Below are 16,097 nucleotides of genomic sequence, written 5' to 3'. Positions count from 1 at the left end.
TTTCGGAGGCGGTCAGTCAGACTCCCAAACCCGCTCGCCGCCATGGCCCGGAGCAATCCGGGCCACGGCAGGTGCGATCGGATCGACAGGCCGGCGTCAGCCCATGAAGATCGCTGTGTCCTGGATTTGCGCGACCGTCGCCGTCGTCTCGATAATGGCGATCACGTCGGCGTCCGAAGACTGCCGGATCTCGACGGTTGAACCGGTGTCGACGAAATCGTAGTTGCCGATCGTCCCGTTCAGGAGCACGAAGTCGGTGGAAGAGCCGAAGGCGTCGTAGTCCTTGATGGTCAGCTCGCCACCGCCGACATAGTAATTTTCGTCGTCAGTACCGAGGTGGAAGAAGTCCTCTCCCGAGCCGCCATAGGCAATGTCGTCGGTGCCGGAGGTACCGTCGCGATCAACGCCCACGATGTGGTCGTCCCCGATACCGCCAAACAGAGTGTCCGTGCTGAGATTGCCAATCAGCACATCGTCGCCCTGGCCACCGAACAGGCGGTCGAGCGATGAGCCACCAAACAAGACGTCGTTGCCCTCGTTGCCCTCGTGCATGGCGCGGTCACCGATACCCTGAATCACGTCGTCGCCAGGGCCACCGCGCATTGTGTCGAAGCCGAAAGAGCCGGCACGCAGAAAGTCGTCGCCCTCGCCGCCGTCGAGGAGGTCGGTGCCGTTTCCAGCCCTGAGCGAGTCGTTGCCGGCGCCGCCGAAGATATCGTCATTGCCGGAGTCACCGTCCAGCAAATCCATGCCGTCGCCACCGAACAGCGAGTCGGCGGCATCGCCGCCATCGGCCCGGTCGTCACCAGCGCCCGCGACCAAGAAGTCATCGTCATCCGCGCCGAGCAGCACATCATCGCCGCCGCCGGCGAACAGTTGGTCATTGCCGCTCCGGCCGTCGATGAGGTCGCCGGTTTCGGTGCCTAGCAAGGTCTCGCTGGAAGCGTTGCCTCCGACCGCCTGCATGATCGTCAGTTCGCCGCTTGTCGTGTCGCGTGCCAGAAGTTCGGTAAAGCCGTCGTCGTCAAAATCGCCGCCCTCTTCAAAGACTAGGTCACGAAAGATCGGCGCCTCGTAGACAAGCCGTGACGTCTCGCCTTCACCGTCGGTGAAGATAATTTCGATCGCGCCTTCGTCTGACCCTGACGGATCCCTGAACAGAAAGTCAGGGCCGCCGTCGCCGTCATAGTCACCCTTGCTCAGAAATTCGTTGCCCGCATTGACCGTGAACGTGTCCTGAATCGCGCGAGCGCCGTCGGTGTAGCTTGTCAGGTTGAACTGGTTGACCGAGTCGTCGACCCAGAGGCTGTTGAAGCTCCTGGAGCCGGTGCCGTCGAAGGCGGCGAGCAGCGTGTCGGCCGTATCATAGCCCGACGCGAAGCTGCTGGTGCCCGCGACCGAGGCGCCGTTCATCTGGAAGGTGAGCAGGTTGGCATTGGTGTTGATGAAATAGATGACGTCGTCCATGCCGTCGCCGTTGAGATCGGTCGCCGCACGGGCATCGGCAACCGAGGAGGCGGAGGCGGAGTTGGCAATCGCTCCGGTGCTGCTCAGAAGCACCTTGTTGGTGCCGACAGCCTGATCGCGCAGATAGGGGTCGGCGCGGCCGTCACCGTCGAAATCACCGACCACGGCGACTTCGTGATCGCTGACCGAGGGCAGGATGTCCATCGAAACGGTGGTGGCGCCGTTCTGCTGCCACAGCACCAGCGACTGATCGGCAATGTTCTGCCAGAGAATGTCGCCGAAGGGCGCGCCGTTGATGTGCAGCGTCGAGGCGATCTGCCAGGTGCCGTCGGTGAAATTGGGGCTTGAGACCATTTTCTCCTCCTGCGTTGGTGGATCCACGCCGGAGGCCCCCTAGGCCTACGGCCTTGGATTACCCCAAGGGTAGAGATTGTGATCTCCCGATGCAAAGGTTGCGTTGCCGCGGCCCGGTACGGCTTGCCCGCCTCTAGCGTCCGCGACGGCGCGGATGCGTCTCCGGTCCAGTCGCCGGCGTCAAGCCTTGCACGGCGCGACCCTCGGGCACGCAAAGCATGTTCACGCAGGAGACGTTCTCGAAGATGTTTTCGGCATTGCCGCGCCAATTGTCGGGGGCAAAAAGCCGGCATTCGTGCCAGAACGCGCGGTAGCCGAATGTTTGCAACTCGGCCAGTATCGCACTGGTTTCGACGGGATCGCTGTTTTCGAGATAAATCACCGGCAGGCATCGGGCGATCGTCTGACGTGCGCCGCGCAACGCCTGCGCCTCCATGTGCTCGATGTCGAGCTTGAAAAAAGATAAGCGTGGAAGGTCGACCAGTTCGTCCAGCGGCATCAGGGAAACGCGAATCCGCCCGGCGGCATCCTCGTGGCCGTCAAGGTCTGGGATGGAAATGCCGCCGAAATTGGCGTTGGCGCCATAGTTGATCGGCCCGATGGCGAAGGAGCCCGGCGCATCCGCGAGCCCGACATTGAGGGGAACGATATTGGAAAGCCCGTTCAGCAGCGCGTTGGCGCCGACGATTTGTGCCATCCCGGGCTGCGCCTCGATCGCGTAGACTCTGCCTTTGGGCCCGGCCATGCGCGCGAAGGCGACACTGTGCGTACCGATGTTGGCGCCGGCATCTACGATCACATCGCCGGGTTTGATCACCTGCGCGGCGATGCGGATTTCGGTCTCGCACCATTCGCCATAGACCTCCAGCGAGCGGCCGACATAGATGTCCTGGCGCGGGACGAGAAAGCGCCCATGTCGTGCTTCCACGAGACGCAGATGCTCGGGAGGCACGAACCCCTCTCCTGTTTGCGGACCGGACATATGGTCAGGCTACCGGCAAGCCGCGGTCGCGGCAATTCGCGTTGGACGCGTCATCCCTGGTCGGTCAGGTTTCGCGGAAGGCGCGCGCGAACATGTCGGTCACCGGCTGCAGGAGATAATCGAGCAGCGTTCGCTCGGCGGTCACCACCATCACCTCGACCGGCATCCCCGGATAGAGTTGAGCGAGATCGAGGTCGAACTCCTTCAGCAGCGCCTGGTCGACGTCAAGCTGAACCTTGATCTGGTAATAGAACTGGCTGGTGGCCTGGTCGATCAGCCGATCGGCCGAGACGTGCGTGACATGGCCCGGAACCGTCGGCGTGATGCGCGACGAAAACGCAACCAGCCTCACCTCGGCCGGCAGTCCGGTACTGACGACGTCGATATCGGCCGGGCTGACCTTGGCTTCGATAACGAACTTCGACTGTTCCGGAACCAGATCGAGGACCGGCGCGCCGGGACGGATGACGCCACCTTCGGTGTGGTATTGGAGACCCACCACGGTGCCGCTCACCGGGGCCCTCAGATCGAGCCGGTCCAGTGTCGCTCGGGCGGCGCGCAGTCGCGGCTGCATGTCGGCGATCTGGCTTGCCAGGGTGCGCAGGTCACCCACCACCTGGTTGCGGTTTCGCGTGCTCAGGTCGAGGATCTCGAGTTCGGATTCCCCGATCAGAACGCGGGCCTGCGCCTTGCGCGAGGCGATGTCGCCCAGCGTGCCCTCGAGTTCGGCAATGGTGCGCTGAAGCGCGTAAAGCCGCGAGCGCGCCTGGAGGCCCTTGTCGACCAATTGCGCAACCGCCTCGGTCTCCTTCTGGATCAGTTCAAGCTGCCTTCTGACGGCCTCGTCCTGCGTCTCGAAGCCGCGAATCTGCTCCTGAATGTGGCTTATTCCGGTGCGCAGGATATCGACCCGGCTTTGCAAGGCCTCCCGGCGCGCATCGAACAGCGCCTGTTGCACGCGCATGGCTTCGCCAACCCGCTCGCGGTTGGAGATGATCGCCAGCAGGTCCGGCCAGTCGATGTAGTCGGCGCCCTCCTGCTCTGCGTTGAGTCGGGCCCGCTCGACGATCAGGTCGATGAACTGGCCTTCGAGCAGATCGTATGTGGACCGGGGAACGGTGTCATCGAGCCTGACGAGCAGATCGCCGGCCTTGACCTTATCGCCATCCCTGGCCGCGATCTTGTCGATGATCCCGCCCTCGAGGTGCTGGATCGTCTTGCGCTGGTTCTCGATGCCGACATGGCCGGGCGCGAGTGCCGCGCCGCTGAGCGGTGCGAAAGCCGACCAGCCGCCCAGACCGACAAAAAATGCGAGCGCGAACCAGGCGGCCGTTCGCAGGGGGCTCCTGACGCGCTCGCGAAGCTGTCCTGGCACGTATTCGCTGCTCATTGTGGTTTCGCCTCGCCGGCCACGGCGCGCAGATGACCCTTCTTCTGGCCAGCGATATGCGACACGACATCAGCGGAAGGCCCGAAAGCCCGGGTCATGCCGTTTTCCAGCCACAGCAGCTTACCGCACGAAGACAGCAGGTTTCTCCTGTGCGCGATCACGATCAGCGTAACCCCTTCGCTTCGCAACGTGCTCATGCAGTGCAATAGCGCCTCATGGCCCGACTGATCAAGATTGACGTCCGGTTCGTCGAGCACGACGAGTCGGGGGTTGCCGATCAGTGCGCGAGCCAATGCAACTCGCTGTCGTTGACCGCCGGACAGACGCTCGCCACGGTTTCCGACGTCGGTATCGTACCCGGCCGGCAGTTGCAGGATCATTTCATGCGAGCCGGCGCGACGAGCCGCCGCGACCACATCCTCGAGGGGGACGTCCTCGAATCGCGCGATGTTCTGTCTCACTGTTCCCGGGAACAGCGCCACCGATTGCGGCAGGTACCCGACATAGCGTCCGAGCGCGACGGGGTCCCAATGATCCAGTTCGGCGCCATCGAAGCGAACCGCACCCACCGACGGCCGCCATGCTCCCACGATAATGCGGCCCAGGCTCGATTTGCCGGCGGCCGAATCGCCGATGACGCCGAGGGACTCTCCCGGTGCAAGGCTGAACGAAACACCGCGCAGGATCGGGTCCTGGTCCGGCGTCGGCGCGCGCAAGAAAACATTCTCCAGGGCAACCGCCCCCTTGGCCCCCGCCAGATCATGGCTCTGCGGTCCTGACTGCCGCATCGAAAGCAGCACGATCAGCCTCTTCCAGGCCTGCCTGGCGGCGACGAACTGACGCCAGGTTCCGAGTGCCGTTTCCACCGGCGCCAGCGCACGGCCGAGAAGGATTGACGACGCGATCATCTCACCGGGAGTGATGTCGCGGGTCAGGACCAGATAGGCTCCGGTTCCAAGGATCGCCGCTTGCACCGCCAGCCTGAGTGACTTGGAGACCGCGGCCATCACACCGACCGTGGTTGAAACCGAAAGCAGCCGCGAAGACACGGCGTCACGCATGCTGATCCAATGCGCCACGATCCGAGATTGCAGCCCCATGGTGCGCGCGACATCGGCATTCGCAAGACCGGACTCCAGAAAGGACTGACTGTCCACGCCGGCCGCGGTCAATACCGGGCTTGACCGGCGGGTGAAGACGTCGTTTGCGATGGCCATGACGGCCAGAAGCAGCGCGCTCCCCGCGGCAACCAGGCCCAGCAGCGGATGGAGAATCCAGATGGCCGCCACAAATAGCGGTATCATCGGAGCGTCGAAGATCGCCCCCGCTCCCGGCGAACTAAGAAACTGGCGAATGGTGGTGATGTCGTTCATCGGCTGCGAACTCGACTTGCCCCCGGGCGCAGCCGCCAACTCGATCGAGGCATCAAGCACCGGCCCCGCAATCCTCCTGTCGAGCCAGTCGCCAAAGCGCGCAAAAATCGCAACGCGGCACGCGTCGAGCCCACCCATGACCAGTAGCGCGACCAGCACCAGCAACGACAGGAAGATCAGCGTTTCGAACGAGCGCCCGGAAATCACCCGGTCGAATATCTGCAGCATGTAGAGCGGCGACGCCAGCATCAGGATGTTGATGAGCAGCGAAACGGCAATCAGAAACGGCAGGATCGACCGCAATTCCCGCGTTGGTATCTTGGTGATCTGGCTCATTGCCGTTCTTTGCTGCCTGAATGCAGCACCACCCCATAACGCTCAGCCACTGAACGGAAGGTCCGTTTCCGGTATACAATCAAGGGGTTCAGGAGCGAGCGCAAGTGCTTTTGCCGTCCCGAAGGCTTCGGTCCGGCAAAAGGTTACGCGCATTGTTAACGACCAACCGCCGGTGCGCCAAGTCTTTTGGTGGCCAAAAAAGCCGCTCGTTTGAACATTGCCGCGCCAGCCGGCGTGCTCAACGCAACGCCGCCTGCGCAGCCGCCAGCCTGGCGATCGGCACGCGGAACGGTGAGCACGAGACATAGTCGAGGCCAACCTGCTCGCAGAACGCGACAGAGGCCGGGTCGCCTCCATGTTCGCCGCAGATACCGAGCTTGATGCCCTTGCGCGTCGCCCTGCCCTTCTCGGCGGCCATGCGAACGAGTTCGCCAACGCCGTCGATGTCGAGCGAGACGAACGGGTCCTGTTCGATCACGCCCTTCTGGCGATAAGTCTCCAGGAACGACGCGGCGTCGTCGCGCGAGATGCCGAAGGTCGTCTGCGTCAAATCATTGGTTCCGAAGGAGAAGAATTCCGCGACCTCGGCAATCACGTGCGCGCGGATTGCCGCGCGTGGCAATTCGATCATCGTGCCGGTGAGATAATGCAGCGTTGTGCCGGACTCCTTCATGACGTCGGCGGCCACAGCATCGATGCGCGCTTTCACGAACTCGAGTTCCTTCATGATGCCGACAAGCGGCACCATGATCTCCGGCTCGACAGGCCGCCCGGTCTTGCTTCCAGCCTCGATCGCCGCCTCGAAGATGGCGCGCGCCTGCATTTCCGCGATTTCGGGAAAGGAGACGGCGAGGCGGCAGCCGCGATGCCCTAGCATCGGGTTGAATTCATGCAAGGCCTCGGTGCGCTGGCGCAGCACCTCGGCGTCGACGCCAAGCGCGGCAGCGACCTCTGCGATCTCCTCCTCGCCCTTCGGGAGGAACTCATGAAGCGGTGGATCGAGAAGCCGGATGGTTACCGGCAGGCCGGCCATGATCTCGAACAGTTCGACGAAGTCGGAGCGCTGCATTGGCAGAAGCTTGGCAAGCGCGGCCCGTCGGCCCTGTTCGCTGTCGGCGAGGATCATCTCGCGCATCGCCACAATGCGGTCATCGTCGAAGAACATGTGCTCGGTGCGGCAAAGGCCGATGCCTTCCGCACCGAAGGAGCGCGCCATGCGTGCATCAGCCGGAGTCTCTGCGTTGGTCCGCACCTTCATGCGCCGGTTCTCGTCCGCCCATGCCATGATCGCGGCGAAATCCCCGGAAAGCTCCGGCTGTAGCATTGGCGCGGCGCCAGCCAACACCTGTCCTGACGACCCGTCGATGGTGATGACGTCGCCGCGCGAGAAGCTGCGACCGAGCGCCAGCATGGTCTGGTTCTTGTAGTCGACGCGCAGCGAGCCTGCTCCCGAAACGCAGGGCTTGCCCATCCCGCGCGCCACGACCGCAGCGTGGCTGGTCATGCCGCCGCGAGTCGTCAGGATGCCCTCGGCCGCATGCATGCCGTGAATGTCCTCGGGACTTGTCTCGACACGCACGAGGATCACCTTGCGGCCCTGGGCCTTGGCCTCCTCCGCCTCCTCGGAGGAAAAAACGATCTCGCCGGTGGCAGCACCCGGCGAGGCGGGCAGGCCCATGCCGATCACGTCGCGCTCGGCGGCGGGATCAATGGTCGGATGAAGCAACTGGTCGAGCGAGCCCGGCTCGATGCGGGCGACTGCCTCCTGCCGCGAGATCAGCCCCTCCTCTGCCAACTCCACCGCGATCTTCAATGCGGCCTTGGCGGTCCGCTTGCCCGATCGCGTTTGCAGCATCCACAATTGCCCACGCTCGATGGTGAATTCGAGATCCTGCATGTCGCGATAGTGGCGCTCGAGCTTGCCAGCGATGTCCACGAATTCGGCGAAGGCTTGCGGCATCACCTTCTCGAGCGAGGGCTTGTCGGAACCGGCATTGATGCGGGCCTCCTCGGTGATGTTTTGCGGCGTGCGGATGCCGGCGACCACGTCCTCGCCTTGGGCGTTGACCAGAAACTCGCCGTAAAGCTTCTTCTCCCCGGTCGAAGGGTCGCGGGTGAACGCGACGCCGGTCGCCGAGTTGTTGCCCATATTGCCGAAGACCATGGCCTGGACGTTGACCGCCGTTCCCCAGTCCTCGGGGATGTCGTGCAGGCGCCGATAGGTGATCGCGCGATGGTTCATCCAGGAGGAGAACACCGCGCCGATCGCGCCCCACAATTGCTCATGCGGATCCTGCGGAAAGGCGGTTCCCAGTTCCTCCTCAACCCTGGCCTTGTAGACTTCGACGAGGCGCCTCCAATGCCCGGCCTCGAGTTCGGTATCGAATTCAACCCCGAGTCCGGCCTTTTCTTCCTCCAGGATTTCCTCGAACACCTCGTGATCGAGGCCGAGCACGACGTCCGAATACATCTGGATGAAGCGGCGATAGCTGTCGTAGGCGAAGCGCTCGTCGCCCGACTGGCGCGCCAGGGCCTCGACGGTGCGATCGTTGAGACCGAGATTGAGAACCGTATCCATCATGCCGGGCATCGAGGCGCGGGCACCGGAACGGACCGACACAAGCAGGGGATCCGACCCGTCGCCAAAGCCGCGCCCGGCGATGCGCCCGGTCTCGACTAGCGCAGCCTCGACGTCAGCCCTCAATTCCTTGGGATAGCTGCGCCCGTTGGCGTAATAGTGGGTGCAGACGGCGGTCGTGATGGTGAACCCGGGGGGTACCGGCAGTCCGAGGCCGGACATTTCGGCAAGGTTTGCACCCTTGCCGCCGAGCAGGTCCTTGTCGCCAGCGCGGCCATCGGCCGATCCGCCGCCAAACGCATAGACCCATTTCGCCATTTCCGGTCTCCCTCTCGCGTTCGGTCTGCGTCTAGCGGTTTCGCACTGCAAACTCCACCGAAAATCGGGCGCCAAGACCGTCGGTCCGGCGGTCACTACCGCGTGCCGTCTGTTGTGCTGCCACAGCGCGAAGGGAACTGCCACAGCCCATTGCGCAGCACGCGGCGCATCCATATAAGGACGCCTGCGTTGGTCACGAGGCCAATGCATGCTGGGGCGTAGCCAAGTGGTAAGGCAGCGGTTTTTGGTACCGCCATTCCCTGGTTCGAATCCAGGCGCCCCAGCCAGTTCACACGAGCGCGCGCATGCAAGCGGCGGACCAGAGGCCCGCCGCCATTTTCATCTATCTGCTCCCGCGATCAAGTTATGGCCGGCAAGTCCTACAACCTTGCCTCATGCGACGAGGAAGTTGTCGTTGGTGAGGGCGAGGCCGGTCGAGAGCGACGCGAACTGGACCTGCCCTTGCGCGCCATTGCCGTCGACGTCGAAGAACAGGCCTCCGCTGCCGGCATTGTAGATGACGCGGTCGTCGGCGTCGGCCGCGGCCGCGCCAACGCGAAACGCCGCGGCGGTCAAGCCCCCGGCGCTCAATCCGGTAAATATGCTTGACGCGAGGCGGATCATGTCGTCCGCGACCACGAAATCGAGGATCGCATCAATATTGCCGGCGCCGAGCGCGGTGTCGAAGATGAAGAGGTCGTCGCCGCCTCCTCCCACAAATATGTCGGTCCCCTCCTTGCCATTGATCTCGTCGTCGCCGGCAAGACCCTCGATCCGGTTGGCGCTTGCGTCACCGGTCAGGAAGTCGGTCATCGCAACGTTGGTGCCGATCAGGTTCTCGATGCCCGAAAGCGTGTCGCCATGGGCATCACCGCCCAGCCCGGTGCCGTTCGAAAGGTTCACATTGACGCGCCCGGTCGAGGCCGAGTAGTCGGCCGTGTCGATGCCGCCCATGCCATTGATCTGGTCGGCGCCCGCCAGACCGGCAATCACGTTGTTGCCGCCATCGCCGGTCAGGAAGTCCGTCAGCGAGGAGTTGGTCCCGATCAGATTCTCGATGCCCGACAGCGTGTCGCCATGCGCGTCGCCACCCAATCCCGCGCCTGTCGACAGGTTCACGTTGATGCGCCCGGCAGACGCCGAATAGTCCGCCGTGTCGATGCCGCCCATGCCGTCGATCTGGTCGGCGCCGGCAAGACCGGCAATCGTGTTGGCGAAAGCGTTGCCGGTCAGAAAGTCGGTCATCGCAATGTTCGTGCCGATCAGGTTCTCGATGCCCGAAAGCGTGTCGCCGTGCGCATCGCCGCCCAACCCGGTGCCAGTCGACAGATCTACATTGATGCGCCCGCCAGACGCCGAATAGTCCGCCGTGTCGACGCCGGCTCCTCCGATGAGGATGTCGGCCCCGCCAAGCCCGGCGATGAGGTCATCACCGGCAAGGCCTTCGATCCGGTTGGCGAGGCTGTTGCCGGTCAGGAAGTCGGTCAGCGACGAGTTGGTCCCGATCAGGTTCTCGATGCCGGACAGCGTGTCACCATGCGCGTCGCCGCCAAGTCCGGTTCCGTTCGTCAGGTTCACATTGATGCGCCCGGCAGATGCCGAATAGTCCGCCGTGTCGATGCCGCCCATTCCGTCGATCTGGTCGGCGCCGGCAAGACCGGCAATCGTATTGGCGAACGCGTCGCCGGTCAGGAAGTCGGTCAGCGACGAGTTGGTCCCGATCAGGTTCTCGATGCCCGACAGCGTGTCACCATGCGCGTCGCCGCCAAGTCCGGTGCCAGTCGACAGGTTCACGTTGATGCGCCCGGCAGACGCCGAATAGTCCGCCGTGTCGATGCCGCCCATGCCGTTGATCTGGTCGGGACCGGCCAGGCCGGCAATGACGTTGTTGCCACCATCTCCGGTCAGGAAGTCGCCCAGCGAGACGTTGGTGCCGATCAGGTTCTCGATACCCGAAAGTGTATCGCCATGCGCGTCGCCGCCCAGCCCGGTGCCGGTCGACAGGTTGACGTTGATGCGCCCGGTCGACGCCGAGTAGTCCGCCGTGTCGATGCCGCTGCCGCCGATCAGAACGTCAGCCCCACCGAGCCCGGCCAGCAGATCGTCTCCGGCAAGACCCTCGATCCGGTTGGCAAGGCTGTTGCCGGTGAGGAAGTCGGTCAGCGACGAGTTGGTCCCGATCAGGTTCTCGATGCCGGACAGCGTGTCGCCCTGCGCGTCGCCGCCAAAACCCTTCCCGCTCGCCAGGTTCACCGCGATGCGCTGCGTAGAGGCTGAATAGTCGGCCGTGTCGACGCCGCCCATGCCGTTGATCTGGTCAGGACCGGCCAGGCCGGCAATGACGTTGTTGCCACCATCTCCGGTCAGGAAGTCGCCCAGCGAGACGTTGGTGCCGATCAGGTTCTCGATACCCGAAAGTGTATCGCCATGCGCGTCGCCGCCCAGCCCGGTACCGGTCGACAGGTTGACGTTGATGCGCCCGGTCGACGCGGAGTAGTCCGCCGTGTCTATGCCGCTGCCGCCGATCAGAACGTCAGCCCCACCGAGCCCAGCCAGCAGATCGTCTCCGGCAAGACCCTCGATCCGGTTGGCAAGGCTGTTGCCGGTGAGGAAGTCGGTCAGCGACGAGTTGGTCCCGATCAGGTTCTCGATGCCGGACAGCGTGTCGCCCTGCGCGTCTCCGCCAAAACCCTTCCCGCTCGCCAGGTTCACCGCGATGCGCTGCGTAGAGGCTGAATAGTCGGCCGTGTCGACGCCGCTACCGCCGATCAGAACATCAGCCCCGCCGAGCCCTGCGAGAAAATCATCGCCAGCCAAACCCTCGATCCGGTTGGCAAGGCTGTTGCCGGTGAGGAAGTCGGTCAGCGACGAGTTGGTCCCGATCAGGTTCTCGATGCCGGACAGCGTGTCGCCATGCGCATCCCCACCAAGCGCCGTTCCCGTCGACAGGCTGACATTGACGCGCCCGGCCGACGCCGAATAGTCGGCCGTGTCGACGCCGCTGCCACCGTCGAGTTGATCGGCACCGGAGCCGCCGTCAAGAATGTCGTTGTCGCCACCGCCAGACAGCGTGTCGGTGCCGTCACCGCCAAACAGCGTGTCGTTGCCGGCACCACCGCTAAGGCTATTGTTGGCCGCGTTGCCCCTGATCGTGTCGTTCCCGGTCCCGCCTATCGCATTCTCGATGACCGCGCCGTAAGCGATTCCCACATTCTCGGTCTCCCCGGCCATCGACGAGTATGTCCCGGCATTCAGGTTGATATCTTGCCCCAGCCCGGTTCCGGAACCGTCCAACGTATCAGTACCGCCGGCATCCCAGATCGCAAAAATTGGCACGCTGCTGGATGAATAGAAGTTGAAATCGTAGATACTGCCAGCTGTCGAATTATACCCATAAGTCGTATCTCCAGTGCGGGTGGTCATATCCGCACCGTATGCCGCCTGTATGGCCGCGATATCGCCGATCAAGGGGGTCGACGAATGAAAGAGCGCTGACGCGGAGCCTTCGGTTACCCAGGTCTTCGTTGGCTTGTCGTATCCGCCGAAATAGGACATCACGGTCGTATGACGCGTGTCTTGCGCGAACTCAGCATCATTCTCGTAGGTAATGACCTGCCCGGGGCCCGCATTATAGTCGCCGGGGTGGGACAGGCCCAGTGCGTGGCCAATCTCATGGATATACGTCTGGAACCCGTATAGGCCTAGCAACAGATCCGAATCTTCGTTGTGGGTCGCCCAGGTGGTGCTAAACCAGATGTCCGATCTGGTCAGTTCACGATGAAGCCCCCCATAGTCGCTCGGATCGGTACTATCCTGCCACTGCTGCTTTGCATACGTGCCGTTGTCCTGGGTGCTCGTCGCATATTGGAACTGGATCTGGTTCTGAGCCGGCGCAAATACGCGGTTCAGGTTTATCGCGATCAAATCGTCCCACAATTCGAATGCCAGGGCGGCGGCGGCCTTGCCAGTGTCGCTCATGGGAACCCATGACGCGTTTTCCGGCTGACCGTTGTTCGCCGGCAAATCGCCGATGTAGTAATCCACGCTGGATACATGAGACCAGTCGCGCGTCTGGTTGTCCGGCGTGCCATCCCGCCATTGCGTTCGCAGCTGTCGGGTGATCTGCTCGGAAGTAAAGATCGGCGCGCTCATCCAGACGGCTCCTCGACCGGATCATTACAGAATGAGCTAATTTTGAGCTGTGAAAAAAACGCGAGTCAATAGGCGACGCCTGCGCTCAACTCCACACTCCCAGCCGCGGCGTCCCGCCTTACGTCCAAATTGCCTCGGCCGTTGCCAAGCCGCGAAGACAACATCACTACCGATCCGCGGGACCGTAGAGAGGCGCGCAACTCGCATGCCGCGCGCATGCTGAGCGCCGCGAGCTTAGGACCGCAATGGCCGCCGCAGCCCGCCTCAGGCGACGAGGAAGTTGTCGTTGGTGAGGGCGAGGCCGGTCGAGAGCGATGCGAACTGGACCTGCCCCTGCGCGCCATTGCCGTCGACGTCGAAGAACAGGCCTCCGCTGCCGGCATTGTAGATGATGCGGTCGTCGGCATCGGCCGCGGCGGCGCCGACGCGAAACGCCGCGGCGGTCAAGGTTCCGACGCTCAATCCGGTAAATATGCTTGACGCGAGACGGACCATGTCGTCCGCGACGACGAAATCCAAGATCGCATCGATATTGCCGGCGCCGAGCGCGGTGTCGAAGATGAAGAGGTCGTCGCCGCCCCCGCCCACAAATATGTCGGCTCCCTCCTTGCCGTTGATCTCGTCGTCGCCGGCCAAGCCCTCGATCCGGTTGGCGCCCGCGTCACCGGTGAGAAAGTCGGTCAGCGCGACATTGGTGCCGATCAGGTTCTCGATGCCCGACAGCGTGTCGCCATGCGCGTCTCCGCCCGCCGCATATCCGGTTGAAAGATTGACCGCTATACGCCCGCCCGACGCCGAATAGTCCGCCGTGTCGACGCCGCTGCCGCCGATCAGGACGTCGGCCCCGCCAAGCCCGGCAATCAGGTCATCGCCAGCGCCGCCCTCGATCCGGTTGGCAAGGCTGTTGCCAGTCAGGAAGTCGGTCAGTGCGACGTTGGTGCCGATCAGGTTCTCGATGCCGGACAGCGTGTCGCCATGTGCGTCGCCGCCCGCCGCATATCCGGTCGAAAGATTGACCGCTATACGGCTCGCCGAGGCCGAGTAATCCGCCGTATCGACGCCGCTGCCGCCGATCAGGACGTCGGCCCCGCCAAGCCCGGCAATCAGGTCGTCGCCGGCAAGTCCCTGGATGTGGTTGGCGCCGGCGTCGCCGGTCAGGAAGTCGGTCAGCGAGGAATTGGTCCCGATCAGGTTCTCGATGCCCGACAGCGTGTCGCCATGCGCGTCGCCGCCCGCCGCATATCCGGTCGAAAGATTGACCGCTATACGGCTCGCCGAGGCCGAGTAATCCGCCGTGTCGACGCCGCTGCCGCCGATCAGGACGTCGGCCCCGCCAAGCCCGGCAATCAGGTCGTCGCCGGCAAGGCCCTGGATGTGGTTGGCGCCGGCGTCGCCGGTCAGGAAGTCGGTCATCGCAATGTTCGTGCCGATCAGGTTCTCGATGCCGGACAGCGTGTCGCCATGCGCGTCACCGCCCAACCCAGCGCCTGTCGTCAGGTTCACGTTGATCCGGCCGCCCGACGCCGAATAGTCCGCCGTGTCGACGCCGGTCCCGCCGACCAGAATGTCGGCCCCGCCGAGCCCGACCAGAATATCGTTACCCGCCAGTCCCTGGATGTGGTTCGCGGTGCCGTCACCGGTGAGGACGTCGGTTCCAGCCACGTTGGAGCCGATCAGGTTCTCTATCCCGGTCAATGTATCACCCTGCGCGTCGCCCCCCGATCCCGTCCCGGTCGACAGGTTCACGTTGACGCTTGCGGCGGAGGCCGAATAATCCGCCGTGTCGACGCCGCCCTCGCCGTTGATCTGGTCGACGCCCGCACCTCCGGCCAGCAGGTCGTTGCCGTTACCGCCTGACAGCGTGTCGTCGCCCTGCCCGCCAAACAGGCTGTTGTTGGCGGCATTGCCGGTAATCGTGTCGTTTCCGGTCCCGCCGATCGCGTTCTCTATCAGGGAACGCGCATCGCCTTGGAACTGGAGTGCGTTGTAGATGTTGCCGGACGCGAAGTTGCCACTGCCGAGATGCGCCTGCTGGGTCGTGGAGAAAAGGCTCTCCTCGCCCGGGCGCAGATCGAGCATCAGATTGCCGGTGTAGGACGACAGATCATAGGTATCCACGCCGCCGCCGTCCCAAATGGTCGCGAAGATGCGGTTGGCGGCTGCGTCGATGCCGACCTGACCGTTGATCAGCGTATCGCCGGAGGTCGGGTCCCATTTGTAGACCGTGTCGGTATTGTTGCTTTGCGACGAAAAGTCGGCACCGTACATCGCTTGCAGCGCGGCGATGTCGAGCATCATGAACGTCTGCGCGAAACCGTTGGTTTCGTTGGTATAGCCGTTCGTCGGCCCGTTGATGAAGGACCGGTAGGTCATGATGGAGTATTCCATCGCGTCGACGTTAGAAGGAAGCACGTTGGGATTGGCGTTCGGAAAACCGGAATCGCCAGCATGACCATGCTTCAGCCCCAGGCCGTGGCCGATCTCGTGCAAGATCGTTGCCCACGCGTAGTTGCCTGCCGCCGGATTGGAAAGGTTACTCCCACCGACCTGTGTGCCCAGCCAGACGTCGCCGCCGACATTGCTGCTACTGGGATAGAACGCGAACGCCGTCGGCTGGGCGTCATCGGAGCGTCCGAAGCGCATGGTGGCGTTGCCGGTCGTGGTGCCGTTGAAGCCAACGTCAAGATTGGTGAATCCCTCGACAGAGAAGCCCTGCGAGGCGAGTGGACCGTTCTCGACGCTCATCGCGAAGTGGATCGCGGTCTGCTGCGCAGCTAGGACCTGCTGGAAGGTAGCGGTCGGAAAATGGGTAACACCATTGCCGTCGACATAGCTGTAGGCGCCGTAGTCACTCGCCTGGTCCGGGAAGGAATAGGTGATGGATCCGTCTGACCAGAAGCGCCGGGCCAGGATGCCGTCGATATTCGGGTCGCCAGTAAGGTCGAATACCCCTGCAGGTTCGCTGCTTCCATTCCAGGCAGGCTGCATTGTCCGTCCTAAACTTGCAAAGGCATCGAGCGCCGAGAATCACTCACGGATTGTATGAAACGAATGCTCCGAAAATCAAACGCGCATGCTGCCCCCGTCTCGAACCGCCTGAGATTTGCGATAGACGCCGGCCGGCGCCTGAGTGGGGAGGCAAGCTGT

Annotated in this window: 7 protein-coding genes and 1 tRNA gene; 1 reads left to right on the top strand and 7 read right to left on the bottom strand. The window is 63.4% G+C overall.

Annotated features, from left to right (window positions below):
- Window positions 1-96: 96 nt before the first annotated feature.
- From FQ775_RS01830 to ppdK, 5 genes are all read right to left on the bottom strand, one after another.
- A complete protein-coding gene (locus tag FQ775_RS01830; RefSeq protein ID WP_167812735.1) occupies window positions 97-1,821 on the bottom strand; it encodes a calcium-binding protein in 1,725 nt (574 codons plus the stop codon).
- A 133-nt stretch (window positions 1,822-1,954) separates the two neighbouring features.
- Window positions 1,955-2,773 (bottom strand): FkbM family methyltransferase, encoded by an 819-nt coding sequence (locus FQ775_RS01825; protein ID WP_167812734.1) that lies wholly within the window; start codon window positions 2,771-2,773, stop codon window positions 1,955-1,957.
- Between the two features lie 94 nt (window positions 2,774-2,867).
- Entirely contained in the window at window positions 2,868-4,193 is a 1,326-nt protein-coding gene (locus FQ775_RS01820) for an HlyD family type I secretion periplasmic adaptor subunit (RefSeq protein WP_146298094.1), read from the bottom strand.
- A complete protein-coding gene (locus FQ775_RS01815; protein ID WP_167812733.1) occupies window positions 4,190-5,869 on the bottom strand; it encodes a type I secretion system permease/ATPase in 1,680 nt (559 codons plus the stop codon). The genes FQ775_RS01820 and FQ775_RS01815 overlap by 4 nt, the downstream gene beginning before the upstream one ends.
- Before the next feature lie 271 nt (window positions 5,870-6,140).
- Window positions 6,141-8,798, bottom strand: a complete 2,658-nt coding sequence (gene ppdK, locus FQ775_RS01810; RefSeq protein ID WP_146298092.1) for a pyruvate, phosphate dikinase — start codon at window positions 8,796-8,798, stop codon at window positions 6,141-6,143.
- A gap of 212 nt (window positions 8,799-9,010) precedes the next feature.
- Between ppdK and FQ775_RS01805 the strand changes: the two genes are divergently transcribed.
- Window positions 9,011-9,085: transfer RNA gene (locus FQ775_RS01805), tRNA-Gln, on the top strand.
- 106 nt (window positions 9,086-9,191) lie between these two features.
- Here the strand turns inward: FQ775_RS01805 and FQ775_RS23850 are convergent.
- The gene (locus FQ775_RS23850; protein ID WP_167812732.1) at window positions 9,192-12,950 is read right to left on the bottom strand and encodes a M10 family metallopeptidase C-terminal domain-containing protein; all 3,759 of its coding nucleotides are present in this window, start codon (window positions 12,948-12,950) and stop codon (window positions 9,192-9,194) included.
- A 264-nt stretch (window positions 12,951-13,214) separates the two neighbouring features.
- Window positions 13,215-15,938, bottom strand: a complete 2,724-nt coding sequence (locus FQ775_RS01795) for a M10 family metallopeptidase (RefSeq protein WP_167812731.1) — start codon at window positions 15,936-15,938, stop codon at window positions 13,215-13,217.
- Between the last annotated feature and the right edge of the window lie 159 nt (window positions 15,939-16,097).

The organism is Nitratireductor mangrovi (genome assembly GCF_007922615.2).
Lineage (GTDB): Bacteria > Pseudomonadota > Alphaproteobacteria > Rhizobiales > Rhizobiaceae > Mangrovimarina > Mangrovimarina mangrovi.
This window is presented reverse-complemented; position numbering and strand designations above follow the sequence as displayed.